This is a genomic window from Microbacterium sp. Leaf159, from assembly GCF_001423615.1.
Lineage (GTDB): Bacteria > Actinomycetota > Actinomycetes > Actinomycetales > Microbacteriaceae > Microbacterium.
Window position 1 is genome coordinate 2,103,339 of record NZ_LMOU01000001.1, and the last position, 24,480, is coordinate 2,127,818.

Here is a 24,480-nt window from a genome sequence, read left to right on the forward strand (position 1 = left end):
CGGCCTTTCGAGCAGTGCGGAAGAGGGGATCAGCCCTTGACGGATCCCTGGGTGAGCCCGCCGACGATGTACTTCTGCAGCGAGAAGAACAGCGCGAGCACGGGCACGGCGGCGACCACGACACCGGCGGCGAAGAGCCCCCAGCGCGAGGTCAGCTGGTTCGAGACCCACTGGTACATGCCGACGGCGAGGGTCCAGTTGTCCTCGGAGGTGAGGATGATCTTCGACAGGATGAAGTCGCCGAAGGCCGCGAGAAAAGCGAGCAGCGCGACGACCGCGAGGATCGGCACGACCAGCGGCATGATGAGCCGCCAGAAGATCTGCGCGTGGCTGGCTCCGTCGATCTTCGCCGACTCGTCGATCTCGACGGGGATCGTGTTGAAGAAGCCGTACATGAGGAAGGTGTTCGCGCCGAGAGCGCCGCCGAGGTACACGCAGATCAGGGCGATCTTCGAGTTGATGCCCAGGGCCGGCACGACATCGCCGATCGTCTGCAGCATCAGGAAGATCGCGATGAACGCCAGCGCCTGCGGGAACATCTGCAGCACGAGCAGCGTGGTCAGGCTCGCCCGCCGCCCGCTGAAGCGGAAGCGCGAGAACGCGTATGCCCCGCAGGCGCCCATGAGCACGGAGCCGACCGCGGTCACGCCGCCGATCAGCAGCGTGTTGCCGAACCACACCCAGTAGCGCGATTCGCCGAGGGCGATGTAGTTGGCGGGATCGAACGCACTGAACAGAGCGCTGGATGCCGCGAGGCTGCCGTTCGGGTTGAGCGACGCCGACAGCACATAGACGAGGGGGAAGGCGGCGAAGAACAGCACGACGGCAGCCAGGATGTACTTCCATCCGACCTCGCCCCACCACCGACGTCGACGCGCACCCGCACGCGCGGCCTCCGCGTCTTTCGCTGAACCCGTCACGATGACTCTGGTCTCACTCATCACTGGTACTCCTCGAGCTTGCGGGTCTGTCGGAAGCTCAGCGCTGAGATGAGACCGACCACGATGAAGGCGATGATCGACAGCGCACTCGCGAGGCCGTAGTCGGCCGCACCACCCGAGACGCCCGAGACGTCGTAGATGGCCGAGACGAGGATGTCGGTCGAACCCAGTGCGTACGGAGCCCCGGCGATCGCCGGCCCGCCGTTGTTGAAGGTGTAGATCACGGTGAAGTTGTTGAACGCGACGGCGAACGAGGCGATCAGGAGCGGCGCTGTCGACACGAGCAGCAGCGGCAGCACGATCGAGCGGAAGCGCTGCAGCTTGTTCGCCCCGTCGATCTCGGCGGCCTCGAGCGTCTCGCCCGGGAGCGATTGCAGCGCACCCGTGCACACGAGGAACCAGTACGGGTAGCTCAGCCACACGTTCACGAAGATCACCGCTGCTCGGGTGAGCCACGGGTCGCCGAGCCAGTTGATCTGCGAGCCGAAGAAGAACAGGTCGTTGATCACGCCGAACTCGGCGTTGAACATGCCGCGGAAGAGCAGTGCGGCCATGAACGCCGGGAACGCGTACGGGAGGATGAACAGCGCCCGGAGGAACCGCCGCCCCTTGACCCGAGGGTCGTTGTAGACGATCGCGAGCCCGAGTCCGACGGCGAAGCTGAGCACGACCGACAGGATCGCGAACGCGAAGGTCCAGACCGTGACGCTCAGCAGGGTGCCGGCGAGGTTCGCATCGGTGAAAAGCTTGAGGAAGTTGGCGAACCCGACGTTCACCGACCACCCCGTCGGCAGCGCCGTGCCGTCCTCGGCGACGAACGCCCCGAGATCCGAGGCGGTGTAGACCGTGCCCGACTGCGTGTCGGTGATGGTCTGCGCCTCGGCATCCCACACCAGCGTCGGCTCGTAGACCGCTCCGGTGGATCCCTCTCTGGTGCGGATCGAGCCGTCGTTCGGGTCGTCCGACACCGGAACGCGGAGTTCCTGGATCGTCGCGCCGAGCGTCGCATCCGTCAGCACCGACGCCCGCGGGACGACCGTCCAGCCGGGCACCTCACTGGGAGCACCGGTCGTGCCGACCTCGGCGCCCGAGACATCGGACAGCGGCTCGGTGGCCGACCCGACCTGCACATCACCGTCGTCGTCGACGATCGCGAAGCCGAGTTCACCGCCGCGCTCGACGATCGACAGCGGATATTCGGAGGAGCCCTCGACACGGCGCTCGCCCTGGATGAGAGCCGCCTCGACCGCCTGCTCCTGCGTGCCGACGTGGCCGGTGCCGTAGTTCGTGAAGGCGATGTAGGCGGTGTAGCCGAAGATGAAGATCTGGAAGACGAGCAGGAAGATCAGGCCGGGGAGCAGGTACTTCAGCGGCAGCGCCCGACGGGTGAAATACACCCAGTCGGCGATGATCACCAGCAGCACGACGACGCCGAGGACGATCCACGACTCGGCGCTCCACGCCGAGATCGCCGTCATGATGCCGAAGGCGTTGACCAGCGCCATCAGGGCCAGCTTGATGAGGAAGCCCCAGCCGAGACCGCGGAAACGGCGGGCGTGGGATTCGCGCGAAGGCTTCACCACAGGGGTGGGCGCCTCGGTGGGCGGTGCCTGGATCGTCATGTGTGCGTCCTGTCTGCGGATCGCAGGACGGGGAGGGGTTCGGGCCCCTCCCCGTCCGGCAGGATCAACCGGCGAGAGTCGTCTCGAGGTCGGCGACCATGGTGTTCCACGTCGACACCGGGTCGGCGCCGTTGATGATCTGCGCCTGAGCGGCATTCCAGAGGTCCCAGACAGATCCCATCTCAGGGATCGACGGCATCGGCACGCCGGACTGAGCGGAGGCCACGAAGCCGGCCGTGATCGGGTCGGACGAGACCTCGTCGGCGAGCGTCGACCATGCGGGGATGCGGGGGTCGGCCTCGTACAGAGCGCGCTGCGCGTCTTCGGTGCCGAGGTAGTTCGTGAGGAACTCCTGGGCGAGGAGCGCGTTCTTGCTCTTGCTCGAGAGGTAGAAGCCCTGCACCCCCACGAAGGGTGCGGCGGTCTCGCCACCGGCAGACGGGATCGGGTTCACGGCGACGTTGACACCCTCGAACGCGCTGATCGCCCACGGTCCCTGGATCGTGTACGGAGCCTTGCCCGAGGCGAACAGCTCGTTGTTGATGTCGTAGTCGACCGTGGTCGAGATGTAGCCGGTGCCGTTCGAGCCGTTGGCGCCGAGCCAGCTGGCGAAGGCCTCGCCGGGCGCTCCGCCCATGCCGACCTCGCTCGTGTACGAACCGGTGTCATCCTGCACGAAGACGGGGGCGCCGAACGAGGTCTGCAGTCCGTACATCGTGTATCCGTCACCGGTCTCGCCGCCCGTGTTGATGACGAACGGACGCTCGGTGCCTGCAGCGACGCCCTTGGCGATCATGTCGTCCCAGGTCGCGGGAGCCTCGGCGCCGACGAGGTCGACGTTCTGCACCAGCGCGATGGTCTCGAGCGAGTACGGCAGCGCGTAGAGCTGGCCGTCGTAGGTCATGGCGTCGAGGGCGACCTGCTCGAACTCCGATGCCTTGTCGCCGAGGTCGATCGTGTCGACGACACCGGCGGCGACGAGCGCGCCGAGCCAGTCGTGCGCGCCGACGGTGATGTCGGGGCCCTCGCCGGTCGGAACCTGAGCGATGAAGTCGTTGCGGAGGTCCTCGAAGTTCTTCTGCACGAGGGTGACCTTGGCTCCGGTCTCCTCCTCGAAGGCCTCGGCGGCAGCGGTGATCGCGGCTTCGCGCTCTGCATCCGTCCAGATGACGAGCTCGGCCCCGTCGCCGGATGCCGTGTCGTCGCCGCCCTCCGGTGCGCCGGCCGAGCAGCCTGCCAGGAGGACGACTGCGGACAGAGCGAGTGCGCCGACTCCGATGTGCTTGCGCATGCGTTTTCCTATCTGTTGTGGCCGACGATGCGCTTCGCGTCATCGCGACCGGGTGTGAGTGGGTGGTGCTGGTGTTCGGGTGGTGCTGAGTGGTGCGGGTGGTGCTGAGTGGTGCGGGTGGTGCTGTCAGTGGGTCGCGGTGCGGATGACGGCGACGCCGCCCGCCGCGATCGTCAGGGCGCCCGAGACCTCGGCACCCGTGAGCAGATCGACGCCTGACGCCTCGAGCTCGACGTCGTCGTCACGGTGGTTCACGGCGATGCGGTAGACCGCGTCGGCGCCGTGACGCGTGACGACCTCGAGCCCATCGGCGACTCCCGACGGCGCGATGTCGGCATCCGCATAGACCTCGTGGAGCAGAGCACGCATGCCCGTGGCGTCCAGGCGGGTGCCGACGTACCAGCCGGTTCCCGCGCCGTGCGTGTGCCGCGTGATCGCCGGCTCGCCTTCGCCGGGTCCGCCGGAGAAGTTGGCGACGACCTCGGCTCCTTCGAGCGCGATGTCCTCCTGCCAGACGTCGGCGACGACGCCCTCGTGGTCGACCCAGTCGAGGCCGTGGCTCTCGCCCTCGCGCAGCGGCAGGAACTCCTCGACCGTCAGACCGAGCGCGTCACGCAGCGGGGCCACGAAGCCTCCGGCGTGCACGGCGTCGTTCTCGTCGACGATCGCCGAGAAGAACGACACCAGCAGTGTGCCTCCGTCGTTGACATAGGCAGTCAGGTTCGCGGCATCCGCGGTGCTCAGCAGGTATTGCGCCGGGGCGACGACCAGGCGGTAGCCCGAGAGGTCGTGACCTGGCAGGGCGAAGTCGACCGTGATGCCGTCGCGCCAGAGCTGCTCGTAGAAGCGGCGCACCTGGGCGGCGTGCGTGACGTCTTCGGAGGGCCGCCATTCGAGATCCTGCGCCCAGAACGATTCGAAGTCCCAGAGGATCGCGACGTCGGCCTTCACCGTGGTGCCCTGCACCTCGTCGAGGCGGCCGAGCGCTGCGCCGAGGTCGACGACCTCGCGGAAGACGCGGGACTCCGCTCCGGCGTGCGGCAGCATCGCGGAGTGGAACTTCTCGGCGCCCGAGCGCCCTGCGCGCCACTGGAAGAACAGGATGCCGTCGGCCCCGCGGCCGAGGTGCGTGAGCGAGTTGCGGGTCATCTCGCCGCGGCGCTTGGCGATGTTGCGCGGCTGCCAGTTGACGGCCGACGTGGAGTGCTCCATGAGGATCCACGGCTTGCCGCCGCCGACCGAGCGGCTGAGGTCGGCGGCGATCGCCAGACCGATGTGCGCGTCTTCGTCTGCCGCCCACAGATAGTGGTCGTCCGAGACGATGTCGACCTCGCGGCCCCAGGCCCACAGGTCCGTGGTCCAGCTCTGGTTCGCCATGAAGTTGGTGGTGACGGGCTGGTCGGCGTGTGCGCGGATCGCGTCGCGCTCGGCGATGAAGCACGCGCGCAGCTGGTGATCCGTGAAGCGGGCGAAGTCCAGGCGCTGCGCCGGGTTCACGACGCTCGGGGCGATGGCCGGGGCACCGACGTGCTCCCAAGCCGAGTAGTGCTGACCCCAGAAGGCGGTGCCCCAGGCGCGGTTCAGCGCCTCGAGCGAGCCGTACTTCTCCTGGAGCCAGAGTCGGAAGGCGGCGACACCGTTCGGGGAGTAGTCCTCGCCGACGGGAACGCCGTACTCGTTGTGCACGTGCCAGAGCACGACCGACGGATGCTGCGCATAGCGCGCCGCGAGAGCATCCGCGATCCGCACGATCGCCTCGCGGTAGGCCGGAGACGAGTGCGACGCCATGCCGCGGGAGCCGAAGCCCATCGTGCGACCCTCGCGGTCGATCACGTGAGCGTCGGGGTTCTTCGCGAAGAACCAGGCCGGCGGGGATGCCGTGGGCGTGCCCAGGTCGACCTTGATGCCGTTCTCGTGCAGCAGGTCGAGCAGCTCGTCGAGCCAGCTGAAGTCGAACTCGCCCTCGGCGACCTCGATGAGCGCCCACGAGAAGATCCCGACGCTGACCAGGTTCACGCCGGCCTCGCGCATCAGCACGACATCCTCGCGCCAGGTCTCACGAGACCACTGCTCGGGGTTGTAGTCGCCGCCATAGGCGATTCCGCGCAGGTCGGGCCAGGCGTGGGGGGAGGTCATCGGCACTCCATCGGGTCGGTGCGGTCGTGGTGCGTGTCCCGTGCTGCTGTCGCTCATTCGACTGGGACCGGTCTCAGGTTGTTCCGGAGAACGGGACTGGGACCGGTCTCAGTTCTACCCCAGGTGCGCGGGAGATCACAACCGCCGTTACCGAACTGAGACCGGTCCCAGTTTCGACTACCGCTGGACGGGATGCTGTGGGTAGAGTCACAGCGATGAGTGATGTCAGCGCGAAGCGCAAGCCGACGATCCGCCAGATCGCGGCGCAGGCGGGGGTGTCCCGCAGCACGGTCTCGCGCGTGATCAACGGCGGGCACTGGGTGTCCCCCGACGCCAGACAGGCCGTCGAAGAAGCGATCCTCGCCACCGGCTACACCGCCAACCATCACGCCCGCAGCCTTGCCACCGGTCGCGCCGGCTCCCTGGCGTTCCTGCTCACCGAGCCGCAGCAGCTGCTGTTCGACGACCCGACGTTCGCACTGCTGCTGCGTGGCGCCGCTGAAGCACTCGCCCAGCGCGCGATGACCCTGGTGCTGCTCGTGGCCGGAACACCCGCCGAACGCGAGAGCGTCGCCCAGTTCCTCAGCGCCGGACACGTCGACGGCGTCATGCTGATCTCGTCGCACGAATCCGACCCTCTGCTCGATCAGCTGATCGAGGTCGGCATCCCCACCGTCTGCTGCGGCCTGCCGCTCGGACACGAGCGCGAGCTCTCGACGATCTCCGTCGACGAGGTCGCCTCCGCCCGCGCGATGGCCGCGCATCTCGTGGCGCAGGGGCACCGCCGCATCGGCATGATCACGGGCCCCGACGACACCCCCGGCGGGCGCTACAGACTCGTCGGATTCCGCGAAGAGCTCGGCGAGCTGTACGACGAGTCGCTGGTCGAACAGGGCGACTACTCGTACGAATCGGGTGTCGCCGCGATGACCCGGATGCTCGAGCACGACGTCGACGCCGTGTTCGCCGCCTCCGACCGCATGGCCGCAGGAGCCATCGCCGCCGCCCGCCGCGCGGGCCGCCGCGTGCCCGAGGACATCGCGATCGCCGGCTTCGACGACTCGGGCCTCGCCGCGACCCACGAGCCGCCGATCACGACCATGCGCCAGCCGTGGGATCAGATCAGCGCGCAGATGGTCGCCGTGCTGCTCGAGGTCATCGCGGGAGCATCCCCTCGCTCCGTCATCCTCGACACCGAGCTCGTGGTGCGCGCGAGCGCGTAGAACGAGCCTCTGCGCCCACGCTCAGCCCCGCAGAGGGAACCAATGCCGTTCGCGCAGGACGGACCCTTCGCCGACCCCGACCCAGGATCCCTCGACGACGGGACTGGCCTCCGACGCCCAGACGCCGAAGTGGGCGTGCGGCATCGGCCAGGGGTAGTCGGCGTGGGGCGAGTCGACGACGTTTCGCACCGCGCCCGTGAACGTCAGCGGCGCACGGCATCCGGTCACCTGTTCAGCGAGGTCGGCGATCGCGATCTCGCCGCACGGGTCGTCGGCGCCGACGATCCGGTGCGGCAGATCGAGGCGGCCGTCCTCATGTCTCGGCACGCAGAAGACGCGATCGTCATGCCGCAGAAGCAGCCGGACAACGCTCATCGGCCGGGGCGGCGTGCGGCGCCGAATCACCTCGGCCCTGCCGTGTCGGGGCAGCCACGCGGCATCCGGTGTCACGTGGATGACGGTCTCGTCGTCTGTGGTCACCCCGCGAGCGTAACCGCAGAAGACGGCGTATTCCGTGTACGCCCTATGACCGGTCGAGCACCTCGCGGAGCTTGGCGGCGAACGCCTCGGGCTGGCCGGCATAGCCGAATTCGCCGCCCATGAAGCCGCCGTGGTGGCTGGGGAAGACCGTCGCCTGCTGACCGAGCTGCTCGGCCAGGGCGATCGCGGTGCGGCCGGTGTAGACCTTGAGCGACTCCTCCCCTACCGCCACGACGATCCTGGTGGGCGCAGCCTTCAGCGCCTCGATATCCGGAACGTAGAGAGGAACCGCCCAGGAGAGTTCCGACAGCAACGGGTCGTCTCGCTTGCCATCGTCATCGGTCGGCATCCCGAATGCCGCGGGGTCGGGCGCGGGCAGGTAGAGGAACTCCTCGGTGACTTCGCCCTCCCACGACGTCATCGCGATGAACGCCGCCATTCCGGCACCCCAGCCCTTGTCCTGATATGCCTGGGTATAGGCCACTCGGGCTCGATGTACCGCTTCGGCATCCGGCAGCACGCTGTCGATCGGAGGCTCATGGGCGACGAGAGTCGCGACGTCGTGCGGGTGGGCCGTGACCAGAGCGAGTGCACTCACGGCTCCGCCGCTGCTCGCGAGCATGTCGACGGGTCCGACGCCGAGCGCCTCGACGATCGCGTGGACGTCCTCGGCCTGGGTCTCCGGCTCGTTCGTCTGTCCGCCGTCCTTGCGCGTGCTCCGTCCCAACCCTCGCGGGTCGTAAGTCACGACGGTGCGATCATCGAACAGCGTCACCTGCGCCTGGAATCCGCTCGCATCCATCGGCTGGCCGATCATCATCAGCGGAGGACGACCATCCGCCGTCGGCAGCGGCCCGTGCACGTCGTAGACGAGGTCGACCTCGGGGAGCTCGCGCGTGTGCTGCGTCATCGGGGGCCTCCTCGCCGGCGGAACGATTCCACTGGGATGCTACGGCGCGGCCTCCGCCGGCGCCACCGCTTCGCGGCTGAGCGAGTGCAGGTCGCACATTCACTCGCGTCGGCTCCCCATGTCACCGGATTGCCTTCAGGGAGCCGACAGCCGAAACGCCTTCTTGATCGCGTGTTCCGCAGCCAGGGCGTCTCCTACGACGAGAGCGTCTCGTAACGCTGGACAGCCCGCCGCCACACTCGCCCAGTCGGCGTTCCCCTGAGCTCGAGTCGCGGACAGGTGAAAGGCGAGGCCGCGGACGACCTCACGAGTTGTGCTCACGAGGACGGGATTGGGACAGTGGGTGATGAAGAGGTCGATGAGCTGCCAGCCGAGCGCGACGAGGCGCCGGAGGTCATGCGACTCCACCAATGGCTCAACCCGGTCGAGGAGCCCGAGAAGAGTGCCTCGCTGCCGCGTCGACAACACGGGGACCGTCACCCGAACGACCCCGCCCATCAGTGCACCGAGTGTCTGCAGCACAGCGGTCCGATCCTTCGGATCCGGCGCAGCGACTCGGGTGTAGCTCTGCGGCGCCGTCTCCACCAGCCCGATCCTTGAGAGGTTGTTCAGCGCCTCACGGATCGGCTGCTTCGACACGCCCAACCACGTCTGAAGCTCCGCGTCGTGGAGCACCTCGCCCGGCTCCAGCGTTCCGTCGAGGATCGCGTCACTGATCTGTTCTTCGACCCTCTCGCGCAGACTCATCCGCAGAGCCGCAACCGGCACGAAGGGTATTGGCATGATGGCTCCTGAACTGGCATTCTGCTCGCGCAAGCGTTCGAAGCGTGTCGAGTTCCGATGATCTTCGACCGCTCCGAGACGATGATCGGATGGGCGGCTCCGGCAGCCCACCCGATCGTCTGGACGCCGCTGTTGGGGCAGCTTCGCGTCCTCGAACGCACCCCTGGGGAAGGGTGCGAGTCCGACAGCGTCCGGGACCTCACAGCACCCGGACGCACACAGGATCAGACCTTGCGGTTCCGCCTGCGCAGCAGGAGTGTCAGAGCACCCAAGGCTGCAAACCCCGCTCCGGCGAGAGCAGTCCCCCACGCGAACTCAGCGCCCGTCTGCGCGAGTGAGCCCGCAGGCTTCGCGGCGCCGACACCATCAGCAGGGGTCTCAGCGCCCGACCCGACGATGGGGTCGACGACGGTGGTGGCCTCGCCCGTCAGCGTCACGACGATGCTTGCGGAGCCGCCCTGACCATCGGCGTTGACGACGGCGTATCGGACGGCCTCGAGCGAGGTCGTTCCGACGAAGCCCGGGTCCGCAGTGAACTCGATGCGACCGTCGACGACGCGGAACATCCCATGGTCGACGATGAGCGACGTGGTCGGCGTGCCCGCGGAGTCGAGCAGCATCAACGTGACGGGGTCCACAGCGGGCTCGCCGGGGAGGCCGTCATTGGCGAGCACGTCGATGGACACACTCGCGCCCGACACGACCTGAGCGACGTCATCGACCAGTGTGGTCGGCACAGCCACGTGCGCCCCGACCGAGTCCTGAGCGATGGACCCGGTGAACGCATTCGTGGTCGTGCCCGGAACGGCTGTCTGCCACGAGACGACGTTGCTTCCTGTCGCGGCGTATGCCCATGAGAGGCCATCGGGCGAGACGATCGCGGATCCCGAAACCGCCGCGACTCCCACATCCTCACCGTCAAACCCGGTGACGGGGGTCGCCTGCGTTGCATCGACCTCGATCTGCGGCAGAGTGAGGGTTTGGAACCGGGCGCTGAAGTAGCGTCCGCTGCCGGCGATCGAGCCCGCGATCGCCGCGACGGGGGAGATGTCCGCGATGTGGTTCGCATCGAGGACCAGATAGGTCAGCCCGGTCAGCCCGGCAAGGGGTGAGACATCTTCGATCCGGTTGTAGTGGATGATCAGGGACTCGAGATCACGGAGACCCTCGAGCGGATCGAGGGATGAGATCTCATTGTGGTTCAGCTCGAGCTCGACCAGCCCTGTCAGACCGCTCAGCGGCGAAAGATCAGAGATCTGGTTCCCATTCAGAAGCAGTCGCCGAAGGCTGGGAATGCTGCTCAGCGGTGAGAGATCAGCAATGTCGTTGTCGCCGAGATCGACATCACTGAGTGCCGTCAGGCCCGACAACGGTGCGAGATCCGCGATGTCGTTCAGATGGAGATCGGCGTACACGAGCGAGCTCAGCATCTCGATCCCCTCGAGGCTCTGGATGCCGCGGTCGCCGCAGTGCAGGTATTCGATCGCGGCGACGCGGTCTTCCGGAAGAGGGCTCCCTGGCACGAGGCTGAGGGTCTCGGTGATGCATGCGGCGAGCGCATCGTCAGGAATGACGACATCCGCAGCGTTCGCCGGCGACGGTGCGAGGAGTACGACTGCAAGCCCTCCCGCCACGGCGGCAGCACTCAACTTCTGAAACGTGAACATGTGGATCCCCCAATGTCGATGGATTGTCTTGTGCGCGGCGAACGCTCCTCGATGAGCTCTCGCCAGAGTGGCGAGATGACATCGATGCGAAGCGGTCCCAGAACCGCGGCCCCCCAGGGCCTCGATCAGCAGTGAGTACGACTCAGCAGCGATCCCGTTTAGTATACATCTATATTAATATATTTGTGCAAGTCCACGATCATCCCAATGTGACGTTCGGGCCCGATGCGGTGAGATAGCGCGCACTCGAACGGGCGCGATGCGACAGTATGGTGCGATGCGCCACCGTTCCTCGACTGCTGCCTGCGCGATCGCACTGATCAGCCTCACGGCGCTGACCGGGTGCAGCTTCACGTCCACGACCCTCGCCGTGTTCGAGACCGATCGGGTGGCGGAGGACGAGCTGCCTCCCCTCGAGGAAGACTCCTATTCGCCGGTCGATGTCGAATCGAGCCGCTACGTCGGAGAGTACGAGGGCGTGTCGCTCTGGATCGCGAAAGGTACGGATTCATCGACGTGCCTCGTGGCGATAACCGACCCGGAAGACGACTGGGGAATCGGATGCGGCGGCCTGCCGACGAGGATCAGCGGCTCCGGCCATACGTTCGAGGTCCGCGCAGACGATTGGCCCGCCCCCGAGGGGATGACGCGCGTCTCTGACAACGTCTACGCCGAGTAGCGAGCCGACTCAGCCGCGCGCGGCGAGGGCTGCAGCCCCCTGGTGCGATGCCGGTAGTTGTGTTTCACTACTACTGTGTCTCGAATACAAGCCCGCCAGGACGCGCAGCTCACTCGTGCTGCACTCCCGCTGCTCGTGCTACACCTCATCCAGCGCCACGAGTCGTATGGATACGAGCTGGTCGAACGCCTGAGCGCGCTCGGCCTTGAAACGAGCACAGGGCTGGTCTATCCGGTACTGAACCGCCTGGAACGAGACGCACTCGTCGTGACCACCTCCAAGCCCTCGCCGAGCGGCCCTCCGCGGAAGTACTTCTCGCTGACGAATGCGGGTGTCGCTGCGTTGGAAGTCGCAACATCTCAGTGGCAGCAGACGGCTGACGTTGTTTCCCAAGCACTCGATCCCGCAAAGGACTGACCATGCCCCGCTCAACTGTCACGAAGCGTCCGCTCGGGATGCGTGAATCGTTGTATCTGTCGCGGTTGGAGTGGCACCTCGAAGGGGTCGTCCGAGCATCCGAGCGCAAGCACATTCTTCGGTCGCTGCGTGAACAGATCAGCACTGACCTTCGTCCCGTGAAAGTCGTGCTCACGGATCTCGGCTCGCCGCGCACGCTGGCGCTGCGTTACGGCGAGGGTGAGAGACCTCGACCACTTTGGCAGATCGGCATACTCACTGCCGCGACAGCGTTGATGGCGTACTGGGTCCTGTTCGGCGTCTTCACCGGCGGGATGCTCGCGGCGGTCGACAGCGCCGCGCCCATGAGCGCGGACGCCACCTTCCTCTTCGTGCCCGTGATGGCATTCTCCGACGATCAGGGCATCGGCGTCGGGTGGACGGGCGGCTGGGAATGGCTCATCGTGCCGCTCGTGATCGTCGCTGTCGCGCTGGTCGTCGGCGCACGGACATGGCGGCTGTTCCGCCGCGACTCGGAACCGAAGTCGTGATAGCGACAGCCGCCGACTCAGCCACGCATGGCGACGCCGCGGCGCCAGTAGCCCATGAAGGCGACCTGCGAGCGGTCGATGCCGAGATCCTTGACCAGGTGGCGGCGCAGCGTCGTGACGACGCCGCTCTCGCCGGCGATCCAGAAGTAGCGCTCGGCCGGAGCATCCGCCGCAGCGATGTCCTCGCCGAGACCCGAGTAGTCGGGCGTCTCCCAGAGCAGATCCTCGGACTCGATGTCCTTCACGTCGATCTCGTCGGCCGCGTCCGCATCGCCGAGGTATCCGAGCACGGCCGGGATCAACCGCACGCCGTGGGGCTCCCCGATGTCGCGGGGCAGCCAATGCACCTCGACCCCCGACGGAGCGTCGATGCGCAGGATGTCGGACGGAGATGGCACCTCGATGAAGGCCACTCCCCGCAGGTCGCTCGGGGCGTCCTCCAGGATGCGGGCGATGGCCGGAGCCGCCGTCTCGTCACCGGCGAGCACGATGGAGGTCGCCGTGCCGGGCTCGTACTCGGCACCGCCATGAGCCGCCGCGGCGACCCCTCGACGCGGTCCGACGATGAACAGCTCCTGCCCGACCTCGGCCGCGCTGGCCCAGAGCGACGCGGGGCCGGTGAGTCCCGATGCGAGATGCAGCACGAAGTCGACGTCGAGCTCGGTGCCCGCATCGGTCACGCGCAGGTCGCGCACCGAGTAGGTGCGCATGGATCCGCGCTCGGCCTCGGGCACAGCGAGGAAGGACCCCCACCAGTCGCCGGTCTCACGATCGAGATCGGGGAGGATGCCGGATGCCGGCGGGAAGACGATCTTGATGCGCGAGTCGAAGACGTCGCCCGGCGTGCCGAACTCGAACAGGTCGTCGCCCCCGAACGTCACGCGCACGAAGTTCGGCGAGACGCGGGCGACACCGCGCACCTCGGCGCGGGCGAGCACGTAGGTGGGGCGTTCGGTGGTGGTCTCAGCGGACATGATGCCTCCCGATCGGTGTGACCATCGGCTTTCCGGAGACCGGATCCGTGGTGATCTGATTTGCGAGGTCGAAGACCTCTTCGACGAGCTGGGCGGTCACGACATCCTGCGGAGCGCCGGTGGCGTGCACCCTGCCCTCCTTCATCGCGACGAGCTCGTCGGAATAGCGCGCGGCCAGGTTGAGGTCGTGCAGCACCATGACGATCGTGGTGCCGCGCGAGACGCTCAGGTCGGTGAGCAGGTCGAGCACCTCCACCTGGTGCGCGACGTCGAGGAATGTGGTCGGCTCATCGAGCAGCAGGATGTCGGTCTCCTGCGCGAGCGCCATTGCGATCCACACGCGCTGGCGCTGACCGCCCGACAGCTCGTCGACGCTGCGGTCGGCGAGATCCGTGGTTCCGGTCGCGGCGAGAGCATCCGCCACGACCTCGTAGTCGTGGGTGCTCCAGCGGGCCAGCATCTTCTGATGCGGATGCCGACCGCGACCGACCAGGTCGGCGACCGCGATGCCCTCGGGCGCCACAGGCGACTGCGGCAGCAGACCGAGGATGCGCGCGACCTCCTTGGTGGGGCGCGTATGCACCGACTTGCCGTCGAGCACGACCTCCCCCGCGGTGGGCGAGAGCAGACGGGCGAGCGAGCGCAGCAGCGTCGACTTGCCGCATCCGTTCGCCCCGACGATCGTGGTGATCTTGCCGGGGGCGATCGCGAGATCGAGACCGTCGATGATCGTGCGATCGCCGTAGGCGAGAGTGACGGACTCGGCCGCCAGAGTGTGCGCCTCGGTCACAGGGAGCCTCCCGAGCGGTTGGTGCGGATGAGCAGATAGATCAGATACGGAGCGCCGAGCACACCGGTGATGACGCCGACCGGGTAGCGCTCGCCGAACGCGAACTGCCCGATGAGGTCGCCGCCCAGAACCAGCACGGCGCCGATGAACGCGCTCGGGACGAGCAGGTTCGCGCCGGGACCGGTGATGCGGGCGGCGATGGGGCCGGCCATGAACGCGACGAAAGCGATGGGCCCGGTGGCGGCTGTCGCGAAGGCGAGCAGCGCGACGGCCCCGAGGATGAACAGCAGGCGGGTGCGATTCACGCGCACGCCCAGGCCGGATGCCGAGTCGTCGCCCAGCTGCAGCGCTCCGAGCGCCCTGCCGTTCGAGAGCATGAGCGGCAGGATGACCGCTGCCGCGATGGCGAGCGGCATGACGCGCTCCCACGAGGCGTTGTTCAGGCTGCCGGTGAGCCACTGCATGGCGGTCTGGATGTCCCAGCTCGCCGCGCGCGACAGCATGTACGAGATGACGCTCTGCAGCATGGCTGCGACGCCGATGCCGATCAGGATCAGTCGCGTGCCGGCGAAACCGTTCTTGATCGACAGCAGGTAGATGATCCCTGCGGTGATGATCGCCCCGCCGAGTGCCATCAGCGAGACGACGGGTCCGTTGAGCGAGAGAACGACGATGCCGACGACGGCCGCGGCCCCCGCGCCGTTCGAGATTCCGATGATGTCGGGCGAGGCGAGCGGATTGCGCAGCAGCGTCTGGAACGAGACGCCCGCGATACCGAAGGCGAAGCCCGAGAGGATCGCGAGCACGGCTCGCGGCAGACGCAGCTCGCCCACGGTGAACGATGCCCCCGGCACCGTCTGGCCGAGCATGACGCGGATGACCTCGTCGAGCGGATAGAACGTGTTGCCGATCATGAGGGCGACGGTGAACAGCACGACCAGCAACGCACCGAGCACGATCGTGGCGACGGCATGGCGGCGGTGGCGCGAACGACGCCCGGCGATGATCGCCGCGACCTGATCGCGCGACCGGTCGGATGCCGGCGGGGTGTGGGCCGCAGCCCGGTCGATGGTGCTCACAGTTCACGCACCTTCTGACGGCGGACGATCCAGATGAAGAACGGGGCGCCGATGATCGCGGTGATGATGCCGACTTGGATCTCCTCCGACGACGGCGCGATCACGCGGCCGACGATGTCGCTCGCGAGCAGCAGAGCGGCGCCGGCCATGGCCGAGAACGGCAGCAGCCAGCGGTGGTCGGTGCCGATCAGCATCCGGCACACGTGCGGGATGACGAGGCCGACGAAGCCGATGGGACCCGCGATCGCGGTGGCTGCGCCCGCGAGGATCACGGCGCCGACGGCCGAGACGAGGCGGGTGCGGAACACATGCTCGCCCAGCCCCTTGGCCATGTCGTCGCCGAGGGCGAGGGAGTTCATGCCGCGGGCGCTCACGAAGCAGATCAGCGCGCCGAGCGCGAGCACGGGAGCGGTGATCGCGATGCGCGGCCATTCGGCACCGCCGACTCCGCCGATCTGCCAGGACTGGAACGCCTGCAGCAGGTCGACGCGCGGCAGCATGACCGCGCTGATGAGCGAGGCGAAGGCCGCCGAGGTGGCGGCTCCCGCGAGAGCGAGCTTGAGGGGGGTCGCGCCGCCGCGTCCGAGGGAGCCGACCGTATAGACGAAGGCCGCGGCGAGGGCGGCCCCGATGATCGCGAGGGCCATCTGGCTGTAGGCGTCGGTGAGGCCGAGGAAGGCGAGACCGAGCACGACCGCGAGCGAGGCACCGTTCGAGACGCCGAGGATGCCGGGGTCGGCGATGGGGTTGCGGGTGACCGCCTGCATCGTGGCGCCTGAGAGTGCGAGAGCGGCCCCGACGAGGAGCGCGAGCACCGTGCGCGGAAGACGCTTGATGATCGCAGCCTGAGCCAGCGTGTCATCCTGCCCGCTGAGAGCGGCGAAGATGTCGTCGATGCTGACGGCGCGTACGCCGAAGCAGATCGACAGGATGCAGAGCACGAGCACGACTCCGACTCCGACGAGGAGCCAGAGCGAGCGCGCCCACGCCGGGCGCCGCAGGTCTGCGGTGCCCGGCGTGGGGATGGTGACAGCGGTCACGGGTATTCAGTGCGCGAAGGTGACGCCGAAGGTCACTTCGCGGCGAGCGGTGCTGCCAGCAGAGCGAGGTAGTCGGAGAGACCCCACGGGATCGACAGCGGCGAGGGGTTCGCGGAGGCTGCGATCGGCGTGGCATCCGGGAGGATCGCGATGCGGCCCTCGGCGATGGCCGGGATCTTCGACAGCAGCGGGTCGGCCTGCAGCGTCGCGATGAGCGAGTCGTCGCCGTAGGTCACGAAGACGTCGACGTCGTCGAAGGCGTCGGCCTCTTCGGAGCTGACCGTCAGGTAGAACTGGTCGCTGTCGGCGTTCTCCTCGACGATCGACGGGAGCGGAAGGCCCAGGTCATCGTGCAGGTATCCGGGGCGCGTGTCGATCGCGGTGTAGTAGCCGACCTGGCTCAGGTCAGACGGGTCGACGTAGGCGAACAGGACCTTCTTGTCCTTGAGGACGCTGTTCTCTTCGAGAGCGGCCTCTGCGTCGGCGTGCAGGTCCTCGATCAGGGCCTCACCCTCGGCCTCGAGACCGAGTGCCTTCGAGTTGAGTTCGATCATCTCGTCGACCGGGGTGCCCCAGGCGACCTCGGGGTACGCGACGACCGGGGCAATCTTCGAGAGGGTGTCGTACTCCTCCTGCGTGAGACCCGAGTAGGACGCGAGGATCACGTCGGGCTCGGTGTCGGCGACGGCCTCGTAGTCGATGCCGTCGGACTCGTCGAACAGCACGGGCTCTTCGCCGCCGAGTTCGTCGAGCTTCTCCTCGACCCAGGGCAGGATGCCGTTGTCGTCGTCGTCGCCCCACGTGGCCTTGCTCATGCCGACCGGAACGATGCCGAGAGCGAGGGGAACCTCGTGGTTCGCCCAGGCGATCGTCGCGACGCGCTCGGGCTTCGTCTCGATGGTGGTCTCGCCGTACACGTGCTCGATCGTGACGGGGAAGGCGCTGTCATCGGCGGGGTTGCCACCGGCGGAGTCGGAATCGGAGCCGGTCGACGGCGTCGCGCAGGCGGTGAGGCCGACGGCGAGAGCCGCGGCGACACCGGCGGCGATGAGACGAGAGGTGCGCACAGGCGTTCCCTTCGGGTTGGGATGAGGGGGTGCGGCGCAGAGGGGCGCCAGGCTTTGGTAAGCCTGGCCTAATCTAACAGAAAGTTAGGCAAGCCTCATCTCGGGGTGCCCCTGGGAACTGCATATCGCGCCGCCGTCGCGACGCTGACGAGCATGGCGCTACCCTCGATCTGAGCCTGAGGGGGAGCTCATGGAATACGTGCGCGCAGAGAGCCCACGTCAGCGTGGCTGACGGCATCCTCCGCCAGACCACGATCGAGCGGCTGGCCTATCCCCTCCCTCCTTTCGCCTCGACGAGGGCTTTCCGGTTTCCGCTCTACGGTTTCGGCGCCGTCGCCCTCCTCGCCGTCAGCTTCGAGAACGTGGGTCTCATCAAGGCCCTGCTCGGAGGGTGCTTCGTGATCATGGCTCTGCTGTGGGCACAGGCGGTCAACGAACCGTCGATTCCCGGCGGGGTCGAAGTGCACACGTCGCCTGGAGCGATCTCGGCACGGTCGAAAAGGACCGCCGGTATCTATGCCTCCGCGCTTCTGGCTGTCAGCGCCGTCCTTCTCGCGCTGTACGTGTGGGTCGCGGCCGCCGAGGGTCTCAGTCGACGCTTGTCTTACAACCTGTGCGCTGCGCTCGCGCTGGTCGGCGTCGGATACGCGATCTGGCGCCTGATCGCCGCGCTGCGCTCGGTCGACTTGCTGTTCGATGATCGAGGGCTGACCGCCGCGGCACCGCTCTTGCGCAGCCGCACCCTGGACTGGGATGCGATCGACCATGCGGTCGGCGATCGGAAGCGCCTCTCCCTGACGCTCTCAACGGGGGAGGTGCTCGTGCTCGGCACCCGGCTCCAGCGCACGGATCACACCGTCCTGGTCGAGCTGATCAACCGGTGCGCGCAGCATCCCGTCGCCCGAGGGCGCATCGGCGATGTGATCCTCGGCGATCTGCTGCTCGATGCGGCGGCCGACGGCGCAGAGCCCGCTGACCCCGATGAGCCCGCGCGCGCTGAGCGCTGAGCCCTCGCTGCCGGCTCCGTACATGGAGGGGCGAGCGGGGCCAGTTGCGCATCGCGGATCGGTGAATCGGATGGGGAACTGACCCCGCATAGAGTTCGGATGCGGAACTGACCCCGCACCCCGCACCCCGCACCCCGCACCCCGCACCCCGCAGTGCGCATAGCGGACGGGCGAGCGGGGCCAGTTGCGCATCGCACGGTCGAGCGGGGTCAATTGCGCATCGCTGATGAGCGCCTCGGATGCGGAACTGACCCCGCACAGAGTCCGTATGCGGAACTGGCCCCGCACAGCATCCGGATATCGAGCGGGGTCACATACGCATCGCTGACGAGCGCCTCGGGTGCCGAACTGACCCCGCACAGCATCCGGATGCGGAACTGATCCCGCACGCACCGGCATCCGCGCGAAGACCCCCGGGCATGCAGAAAGCCGGCCGGATCCGTGAGGATCCGACCGGCTTCAGGAAGTCAGCGCGCGCTCAGAGAGCGCGGATGTTCGCCGCCTGCATGCCCTTGGGGCCACGCTCAGCGTCGAATTCGACCTTCTGGTTCTCGCGGAGCTCCTTGAAACCGGAGCCGGCGATTGCCGAGTAGTGGGCGAAAAGGTCGTCCGTGCCGTCATCGGGAGCGATGAAGCCGAAGCCCTTTTCCGCGTTGAACCATTTCACAGTGCCAGTGGCCATGTGTTTTCTACTTTCTGTTTTCAAACGGCCGCTTGCGCGGCCCGCGCCGTGACGGAACGTCCGACATACGCGCACGCTCAACGTACCACGGCAGGCTGACCGCTGGCTCCGAACTCCGACTTCTGCTGCAGGACGGCCGCTTCTGTGCGCGTGCTGACGCCCAGCTTTCGCAGCACCGCCGACACGTGGACACTCACGGTCTTCGCGCTGATGAACAGCCGTTCGCCGATCTGCCGGTTGCTGAGCCCCTCGACGATCAGCGCGAGAACCTGCCTCTCCCGCGCGGTGAGCGGGTCGGATTCCGTGACGGCACGGGAGGAATCGGATGCTGCGGCGAGGCCCGCGGCATCGGAGAAAACCCCGACGGCCTGTGAGAGCGGAACATGCCCGAGCCGGTCGGCCTCACCGAGCGCGTGGGTGAGCACGGCCGCGGCTTCGGTGCGCTCGCCAGCGTCGACGAGCAGGCGAGCGAGCTCGAGCCGTGTCGTCACCCGGAACGTCACGGGCACGTCGTCGTGATCAGCCAGGTCGACAGCCGCGCGCATCACAGCGACCGACGGCGAGAGCAGCGCCTCGAGGATCCTCCCCCACCGGTCACCCTGCAGCGGGGCGGGCTGCGCGAGCCACGCTCCCCGCACGTCGCCGATGGCCTCCTCGACGTCGACGCCCGATGCCCGGAGCTCGGCGATCAACCACGACGCTTCAAGGAGAAGTCGGCGCTGGTGGAGGAAGACGGGACCGGCATCCGCCAGCATCGCCCTGATCTCGGCGAGCGCTCGCGCGTGATCGTTGCGGCCTTCGGCGACGGCGACACGCATCATCACCTCGTCGTACCAGATCTGCCGTTCGACGCGTCCGGTCTCTTCGAACGACGGATGCCATTCCCGCAGGATCTCCGACGCCTGCTCGTGCCGGCCACGCCACGACAGCACGCGCACGCGCGTCATCGTGGAGTACATGTGCGAGATGCGCAGTGTCCGCTGCGAGAGCTCGCGCGCCAGCATCCCCTCGACGCGGTCGATCTCACCCATCTCGAGAAGGGGCACCGCCATGTTCTGCGTCATCAGGGCGCCGGTCGTGCGCTCGACACCGAACGCCCGCGCCGGGGCGAGGCCGTCTTCGGCGACCTGCACCGCGTCTCGGTAGCGCCCGAGCAGACCCAGAAGGTCGGAGTAGTTCACCCGGTATCGCATCTCGGCGTTCGTGCCCTTCGCCAGCTGCAGGGCGAGTGCGTACTCGCGATGCCCGGCGTCGAGATCGCCGAGGTGCGCGCGGGCGCCGCCGCGGACGTTCGCCGCGATCGAGGCCTCGTCATCGGACCCCGCCCGAACCGCTCGCTCTCCGGCCTCGACCGCCAGCGTGATCGCCTCGTCGAGACGCCCCGCGATCATGTACCTGCTCGCCAGCTGGTTGAGGATCGATGCGCGGAGCCGATCGTCGTCAACCCTGTCGTCGAGCACCTCGAGCGACTCATGAAGCAGCGCGATCGAGCCTTCGCGACCGAGATTCATCAGGTAGTACGCCTTGTCGCGCAGCAGCCTCGCATGCGTGCGCGGATCGACCGTCGCCGGTTCGACCTCGTCGAGGGCGACGTTGACCACAGCCAGCGCCCTCTCACCGTCTCCGGCGTTGCGCAGCACCGAACCGAGGGTGCGCAGCAGCTCGAAGCGCTCGATGTCGACGACGCTTTCGGCGTCTGGCACCTGGATCCACAGATCGAGGGCGAGCTCGCCGAATCGGGCGGCGCTCGCGAAGGCGAATCGCGACTTGGCGTCGAGCATGGCGGTGACGGCTGCGGCGAGCGCGCGACGATCGTCTTGCGCGAGCTGCCAGTGATAGGCGAGTGCGGCGGGGTCTCCGCTGTCGGTGCCGGTGCAGTTCTCTTCGAGGGTCTCGGCGTACGCCCTGTGCAGTCGCGCCCGCTCGCCCGGGAGCAGGTCGTCGTGCACGGCCTCGCGCAGCAGCGCGTGCCGGAAGCGGTAGTCGTCGTCGACCACGACGAGGATGCCGCTGAGCGTCGCCTCGCGGATCCCCTCGTCGAGGCGCGCCTCGGGCAGACCCGCGAGCCGGGTGACCAGCGGATGTGTGAGCGGACGCTCAGCACCGGACACGACCTGCACGACGCGCCTCGCATCGTCGCCGAGCCGGTCGAATCGGGCGAGCAGCAGGTCGCGCAGGCTGCCGGGGAGTGGGCCCGCCGAGCATCCGGCGATCTCCTCGACGAAGAACGGCACGCCCTCTGCGCGCTCCTGGATGCGCTCGAGCGCGGTGTCGCTGAGGGGCGCCCCGGTGATCGACTCGGCGAGCCGTCGCACGGATGCCGTCTCGAGCCTCTCGACCGTGACCCGCTCGAGGAGACGCGCGCGGGTGGACTCGCCGATGAACCGGCTCACGGCGTCGCCGCGGCGGACGTCGTCGGTGCGGCAGGTGAGGACGAGCAGGATGCGCCCTCGAGCCAGTGTGCGCAGCAGGAAGGAGAGGAGCGCGAGGGTCGACTCGTCGGCCCAGTGCAGGTCTTCGACGACGAGCACCTGAGGAGCGAGCTCTGCAGCGGCCTCGATGAGCGACGCGATCGCGTCGCGCAACCGATCGGGGCTGGTCTGTGAGCGGTCGGTCGGATTGAGCTCGGGCAGCAGCATGCCCAGCGCCTCGACGCCGACGCCGAGCTGGTCGCGCACGCGATCGGCGCCCATGAGCGCGACGATCGAGCGGAGGATGCCGGTCAGCGGTCCGAACGGCGTGCGCGATGCCCCGAGGTCGAGGCACCAGCCGACGTGGACGTCGGCGCGGTTCCCCACCTCGGCTCCGAACTCGCGCAGCAGGCGCGACTTGCCGATGCCCGCCTCGCCCTCGACCAGGACCGCGACAGGGACTCCCTCGACCACCTGGTCGAAGAACCCGCGCACGATCGCGAGCTCGGCTTCACGGCCGACCATCGTGGCGCTGGGAGCGGACGGGGGCATGGGTTCATCGTCCCACCCCCGTCCGACATTCAGGGCGCTCCACGCATCTGCCGTCGGCAGCGCAGACCTCACCGCGCCGCGACCGGTTCGCACCCGGCGGCGGCCCGGCGGTCGGCGGGTGCGGAGGCATCCGTCGTGGCGGTGCGTGCACCGGTGAGGGCGCGCAGCATCCGCTGTCCTGCTCGTCGGACCGGGCCGGCCGCTCGCGGCACGATCTGGTCGGCGTGCTCGGCGATGAAGCGACGGCGCTCGGCCGCCCGCTGGATCCGGTCCTGCTCGTACTCGGTCACCTGGTAGGCGAGGTAGGGGTGCTCGTACATGACATCTCCTCGATTGGGATGTCCCTACACTCCGCTCTGAGGTGCCCCGCCGGCATCGGGAGGATGCCCTATCTTTGCGATTCCGACCGCCCCGGCGCACAGAACGAGGCCCGAACGACAGCGGGGACTACCGCCGTCCGAGCCTCTCACCTGGGGTCTGTCAGGCCTTCACGTCGCCGCGCCACGAGCCGGTCTCGGCGCCGCGCTTCTCCATGAACTCCTTGAAGTTCTTCAGGTCCTTCTTGACCGCGTGCGAGCCTGCGCCCACGAGCGAGCCCACCTTCTCGAGGAACCCTTCCGGCTCCCAGTCGATCTGCACGGTCACTCGGGTCGTGAGGTCCTCTATCTTGTGGAACGTCACGACACCGGCATGCTCGGTGTCGCCGCCGACGCTCTTCCACGCCACCCGCTCGTCGGGGTGCTGCTCGGTGATCTCCGCGTCGAACTCGCGCGTCGCGCCGCCGACCTTCACGGTCCAGCGGTTGTGGGTGTCGTCGATCTGGACGATGGACTCGACCTCGTCGAGGAACTCGGGGAAGCTCTCGAACTGCGTCCACTGGTTGTAGGCGACGTCGATGGGGACGTGGACGTCGATGGTCTCGATGATCTGCACCATGTGATGCTCCTCACTGTTCGTCGTTCGTGTCGTCCCATTCAGCGCCGGCTCCCGGGTGTTGGCGACGGGGTTGACAGACCGCATGAGAAGGGGCGCTTCCCGAGTAGCGTTGTACGCATGCGCATCCATGCCGCGATCCGCGCCTCGAAGCGCTCGCCACTGCTGCAGGTGGTGAAATCCGCCGCCGCCACGATCGCCGCGTGGCTGCTCGCGGGATGGGTCGTGCCCGGCCAGCTGCCCGTGTTCGCCGCGATCGCCGCACTGCTCGTCGTGCAGCCGAGTGTCAACCAGTCGCTGTCGAAGGCGCTGGAGCGCAGCATCGGCGTCATCGCCGGCGTGATCATCGCCGTCTCACTGGGCCTGCTGCTCGGATCGCCGAGCTGGATCGTGCTGCTCGCGATCGTCGTCGCCATGCTCGTCGCGTGGGCGTTCCGGGCCACCCCCGGCACCGGCAACCAGGTCGCGATCTCGGCGATGCTCGTGCTCGCCCTCGGCTCGACGCCCGACTACGCCCTCGCCCGCATCGTCGAGACGCTGATCGGCGTCGCGATCGGCATCATCGTCAACGCGCTGATCGTGCCTCCCGTGCTCGTCGCACCCGCACGGCGCGACCTCGGACTGCTCGGGAGCGAGCTCGCCGCGAGCCTCGACCGCCTCGCCGACGCCCTGCCCGAGCCGCAGACGCCGGCGAAGCTGCAGGAGATCATGCTCGAGGCGCGGCTGCTGCGTCCGATGAGGGATGCCGCGGAGGCATCGATCGAAGCCGGCGAGGAGTCACTCACACTCAACCCGCGTCGCTCGACGCATCGTGAGGAGCTCGTCGAGATGCGCGCGCTGCTCGAACGCCTCACGCCCATCGTCACGCAGACGATCGGCATGACGCGCGCCTACTTCGACCACTACGACGACTCGATCGGTCAGGAGCCCGCGGTCACGGCGATCGCCGATCAGCTGCGCCGAGCCGGCCACGACGTGCGCCTCGCGGTGCAGATCGCCGATGTATCGCCCGAGCCCGAGACCCTGACCTCGGCGATCCCCGCGCTCACCGCGCCCCTCGTGATCCGGCCGCCGTCGTCGACCCACTGGATCCTGATCGGGTCGCTGATGGAAGATCTGCGGCGTATCCGCGGGGAGCTCGTCGAAGAGGACTGAACGCGGCGCGCGTTCACAACTCAGCACAGACTGACGCCCCCGGGCTCTTCCGGGCCCGTTCCGGCCCTGTTCCGGGCCCGTCACGGAATTCCTGCTGAGTTGTGAACGCCA

The 24,480-nt window shown here is 68.0% G+C and carries 23 protein-coding genes; 6 read left to right on the forward strand and 17 right to left on the reverse strand.

What is annotated here, in order from left to right; all coding sequences use genetic code 11:
• Positions 1 to 29: 29 nt before the first annotated feature.
• The 4 genes from ASF80_RS09845 to ASF80_RS09860 all read right to left on the reverse strand — a co-directional run bounded on the left by ASF80_RS09845 (position 30) and on the right by ASF80_RS09860 (position 5,990).
• Positions 30 to 941 carry a sugar ABC transporter permease gene (locus ASF80_RS09845; protein ID WP_056310294.1) on the reverse strand — a complete coding sequence of 304 codons (912 nt, stop codon included), beginning with the start codon at positions 939 to 941 and terminating at the stop codon, positions 30 to 32.
• A complete protein-coding gene (locus tag ASF80_RS09850) occupies positions 941 to 2,563 on the reverse strand; it encodes an ABC transporter permease subunit (protein WP_056310296.1) in 1,623 nt (540 codons plus the stop codon). The genes ASF80_RS09845 and ASF80_RS09850 overlap by 1 nt, the downstream gene beginning before the upstream one ends.
• A gap of 64 nt (positions 2,564 to 2,627) precedes the next feature.
• The gene (locus tag ASF80_RS09855) at positions 2,628 to 3,854 is read right to left on the reverse strand and encodes an extracellular solute-binding protein (protein WP_056310298.1); all 1,227 of its coding nucleotides are present in this window, start codon (positions 3,852 to 3,854) and stop codon (positions 2,628 to 2,630) included.
• Positions 3,855 to 3,980: 126 nt separating this feature from the next.
• On the reverse strand, positions 3,981 to 5,990 hold the full coding sequence (locus tag ASF80_RS09860) for a beta-galactosidase (protein WP_056310302.1): 2,010 nt from the start codon (positions 5,988 to 5,990) through the stop codon (positions 3,981 to 3,983).
• 215 nt (positions 5,991 to 6,205) lie between these two features.
• On the opposite strand from ASF80_RS09860, the gene ASF80_RS09865 reads away from it, so the two are divergent.
• Complete coding sequence (locus ASF80_RS09865) at positions 6,206 to 7,213, forward strand: LacI family DNA-binding transcriptional regulator (RefSeq protein WP_056310304.1); 1,008 nt, start codon at positions 6,206 to 6,208, stop codon at positions 7,211 to 7,213.
• A 21-nt stretch (positions 7,214 to 7,234) separates the two neighbouring features.
• On the opposite strand, the gene ASF80_RS09870 is transcribed toward ASF80_RS09865, so the two are convergent.
• The 4 genes from ASF80_RS09870 to ASF80_RS09885 all read right to left on the reverse strand — a co-directional run bounded on the left by ASF80_RS09870 (position 7,235) and on the right by ASF80_RS09885 (position 11,053).
• Positions 7,235 to 7,693 (reverse strand): hypothetical protein, encoded by a 459-nt coding sequence (locus tag ASF80_RS09870; protein WP_056310306.1) that lies wholly within the window; start codon positions 7,691 to 7,693, stop codon positions 7,235 to 7,237.
• Between the two features lie 43 nt (positions 7,694 to 7,736).
• A complete protein-coding gene (locus ASF80_RS09875) occupies positions 7,737 to 8,603 on the reverse strand; it encodes an alpha/beta fold hydrolase (RefSeq protein ID WP_056310308.1) in 867 nt (288 codons plus the stop codon).
• Between the two features lie 135 nt (positions 8,604 to 8,738).
• Positions 8,739 to 9,419 carry a GntR family transcriptional regulator gene (locus tag ASF80_RS09880; protein WP_200934762.1) on the reverse strand — a complete coding sequence of 227 codons (681 nt, stop codon included), beginning with the start codon at positions 9,417 to 9,419 and terminating at the stop codon, positions 8,739 to 8,741.
• A 191-nt stretch (positions 9,420 to 9,610) separates the two neighbouring features.
• Entirely contained in the window at positions 9,611 to 11,053 is a 1,443-nt protein-coding gene (locus ASF80_RS09885; RefSeq protein ID WP_056310312.1) for a leucine-rich repeat domain-containing protein, read from the reverse strand.
• A gap of 277 nt (positions 11,054 to 11,330) precedes the next feature.
• Between ASF80_RS09885 and ASF80_RS09890 the strand changes: the two genes are divergently transcribed.
• The 3 genes from ASF80_RS09890 (at position 11,331) to ASF80_RS09900 (ending at position 12,679) form a co-directional block, all read left to right on the forward strand.
• Positions 11,331 to 11,732, forward strand: coding sequence for a hypothetical protein (locus ASF80_RS09890; RefSeq protein ID WP_157521020.1), 402 nt, complete (start codon positions 11,331 to 11,333; stop codon positions 11,730 to 11,732).
• A 135-nt stretch (positions 11,733 to 11,867) separates the two neighbouring features.
• Positions 11,868 to 12,149: a PadR family transcriptional regulator gene (locus ASF80_RS09895; protein WP_235559992.1), complete on the forward strand. Its 282-nt coding sequence runs from the start codon at positions 11,868 to 11,870 to the stop codon at positions 12,147 to 12,149.
• A 2-nt stretch (positions 12,150 to 12,151) separates the two neighbouring features.
• Entirely contained in the window at positions 12,152 to 12,679 is a 528-nt protein-coding gene (locus ASF80_RS09900) for a hypothetical protein (RefSeq protein ID WP_235559934.1), read from the forward strand.
• Between the two features lie 17 nt (positions 12,680 to 12,696).
• Here the strand turns inward: ASF80_RS09900 and ASF80_RS09905 are convergent, their stop codons facing one another.
• The 5 genes from ASF80_RS09905 to ASF80_RS09925 are packed head-to-tail and all read right to left on the reverse strand — an operon-like array spanning position 12,697 to position 17,629.
• A complete protein-coding gene (locus ASF80_RS09905; protein WP_056310319.1) occupies positions 12,697 to 13,653 on the reverse strand; it encodes a siderophore-interacting protein in 957 nt (318 codons plus the stop codon).
• Positions 13,643 to 14,443: an ABC transporter ATP-binding protein gene (locus tag ASF80_RS09910; RefSeq protein ID WP_056310321.1), complete on the reverse strand. Its 801-nt coding sequence runs from the start codon at positions 14,441 to 14,443 to the stop codon at positions 13,643 to 13,645. Before ASF80_RS09910 ends, ASF80_RS09905 begins: the two co-directional genes overlap by 11 nt.
• The gene (locus tag ASF80_RS09915) at positions 14,440 to 15,522 is read right to left on the reverse strand and encodes an iron chelate uptake ABC transporter family permease subunit (protein ID WP_082488259.1); all 1,083 of its coding nucleotides are present in this window, start codon (positions 15,520 to 15,522) and stop codon (positions 14,440 to 14,442) included. The genes ASF80_RS09910 and ASF80_RS09915 overlap by 4 nt, the downstream gene beginning before the upstream one ends.
• Positions 15,519 to 16,568 carry a FecCD family ABC transporter permease gene (locus tag ASF80_RS09920; protein WP_414845695.1) on the reverse strand — a complete coding sequence of 350 codons (1,050 nt, stop codon included), beginning with the start codon at positions 16,566 to 16,568 and terminating at the stop codon, positions 15,519 to 15,521. The genes ASF80_RS09915 and ASF80_RS09920 overlap by 4 nt, the downstream gene beginning before the upstream one ends.
• A 26-nt stretch (positions 16,569 to 16,594) precedes the next feature.
• Complete coding sequence (locus ASF80_RS09925) at positions 16,595 to 17,629, reverse strand: iron-siderophore ABC transporter substrate-binding protein (protein WP_056310325.1); 1,035 nt, start codon at positions 17,627 to 17,629, stop codon at positions 16,595 to 16,597.
• Between the two features lie 224 nt (positions 17,630 to 17,853).
• Between ASF80_RS09925 and ASF80_RS09930 the strand changes: the two genes are divergently transcribed.
• Positions 17,854 to 18,636: a hypothetical protein gene (locus tag ASF80_RS09930; protein WP_056310327.1), complete on the forward strand. Its 783-nt coding sequence runs from the start codon at positions 17,854 to 17,856 to the stop codon at positions 18,634 to 18,636.
• Between the two features lie 478 nt (positions 18,637 to 19,114).
• Here the strand turns inward: ASF80_RS09930 and ASF80_RS09935 are convergent, their stop codons facing one another.
• The 4 genes from ASF80_RS09935 to ASF80_RS09950 form a co-directional block, all read right to left on the reverse strand.
• Complete coding sequence (locus ASF80_RS09935; RefSeq protein ID WP_056310329.1) at positions 19,115 to 19,318, reverse strand: cold-shock protein; 204 nt, start codon at positions 19,316 to 19,318, stop codon at positions 19,115 to 19,117.
• A 77-nt stretch (positions 19,319 to 19,395) separates the two neighbouring features.
• Positions 19,396 to 22,281 carry an ATP-binding protein gene (locus tag ASF80_RS09940; protein WP_082488260.1) on the reverse strand — a complete coding sequence of 962 codons (2,886 nt, stop codon included), beginning with the start codon at positions 22,279 to 22,281 and terminating at the stop codon, positions 19,396 to 19,398.
• A gap of 68 nt (positions 22,282 to 22,349) precedes the next feature.
• Positions 22,350 to 22,601, reverse strand: a complete 252-nt coding sequence (locus ASF80_RS09945) for a hypothetical protein (RefSeq protein WP_056310333.1) — start codon at positions 22,599 to 22,601, stop codon at positions 22,350 to 22,352.
• A 160-nt stretch (positions 22,602 to 22,761) separates the two neighbouring features.
• Positions 22,762 to 23,217 carry an SRPBCC family protein gene (locus ASF80_RS09950; protein ID WP_056310335.1) on the reverse strand — a complete coding sequence of 152 codons (456 nt, stop codon included), beginning with the start codon at positions 23,215 to 23,217 and terminating at the stop codon, positions 22,762 to 22,764.
• Between the two features lie 117 nt (positions 23,218 to 23,334).
• Here ASF80_RS09950 and ASF80_RS09955 point away from each other — a divergent pair, with 117 nt between their 5' ends.
• Positions 23,335 to 24,369 carry an FUSC family protein gene (locus tag ASF80_RS09955; protein ID WP_056310336.1) on the forward strand — a complete coding sequence of 345 codons (1,035 nt, stop codon included), beginning with the start codon at positions 23,335 to 23,337 and terminating at the stop codon, positions 24,367 to 24,369.
• Positions 24,370 to 24,480 lie beyond the last annotated feature (111 nt).

Bases quoted from the DNA above. Each gene is read 5' to 3' on its own strand.
- ASF80_RS09900 (WP_235559934.1), top strand. From the start codon at position 12,152: ATGCCCCGCTCAACTGTCACGAAGCGTCCGCTCGGGATGCGTGAATCG.
- ASF80_RS09885 (WP_056310312.1), bottom strand. From the start codon at position 11,053: ATGTTCACGTTTCAGAAGTTGAGTGCTGCCGCCGTGGCGGGAGGGCTT.
- ASF80_RS09950 (WP_056310335.1), bottom strand. From the start codon at position 23,217: ATGGTGCAGATCATCGAGACCATCGACGTCCACGTCCCCATCGACGTC.
- ASF80_RS09955 (WP_056310336.1), top strand. From the start codon at position 23,335: ATGCGCATCCATGCCGCGATCCGCGCCTCGAAGCGCTCGCCACTGCTG.
- ASF80_RS09940 (WP_082488260.1), bottom strand. From the start codon at position 22,281: ATGCCCCCGTCCGCTCCCAGCGCCACGATGGTCGGCCGTGAAGCCGAG.
- ASF80_RS09935 (WP_056310329.1), bottom strand. From the start codon at position 19,318: ATGGCCACTGGCACTGTGAAATGGTTCAACGCGGAAAAGGGCTTCGGC.
- ASF80_RS09855 (WP_056310298.1), bottom strand. From the start codon at position 3,854: ATGCGCAAGCACATCGGAGTCGGCGCACTCGCTCTGTCCGCAGTCGTC.
- ASF80_RS09860 (WP_056310302.1), bottom strand. From the start codon at position 5,990: ATGACCTCCCCCCACGCCTGGCCCGACCTGCGCGGAATCGCCTATGGC.
- ASF80_RS09865 (WP_056310304.1), top strand. From the start codon at position 6,206: ATGAGTGATGTCAGCGCGAAGCGCAAGCCGACGATCCGCCAGATCGCG.
- ASF80_RS09850 (WP_056310296.1), bottom strand. From the start codon at position 2,563: ATGACGATCCAGGCACCGCCCACCGAGGCGCCCACCCCTGTGGTGAAG.
- ASF80_RS09890 (WP_157521020.1), top strand. From the start codon at position 11,331: ATGCGCCACCGTTCCTCGACTGCTGCCTGCGCGATCGCACTGATCAGC.
- ASF80_RS09875 (WP_056310308.1), bottom strand. From the start codon at position 8,603: ATGACGCAGCACACGCGCGAGCTCCCCGAGGTCGACCTCGTCTACGAC.
- ASF80_RS09945 (WP_056310333.1), bottom strand. From the start codon at position 22,601: ATGTACGAGCACCCCTACCTCGCCTACCAGGTGACCGAGTACGAGCAG.
- ASF80_RS09845 (WP_056310294.1), bottom strand. From the start codon at position 941: ATGAGTGAGACCAGAGTCATCGTGACGGGTTCAGCGAAAGACGCGGAG.
- ASF80_RS09905 (WP_056310319.1), bottom strand. From the start codon at position 13,653: ATGTCCGCTGAGACCACCACCGAACGCCCCACCTACGTGCTCGCCCGC.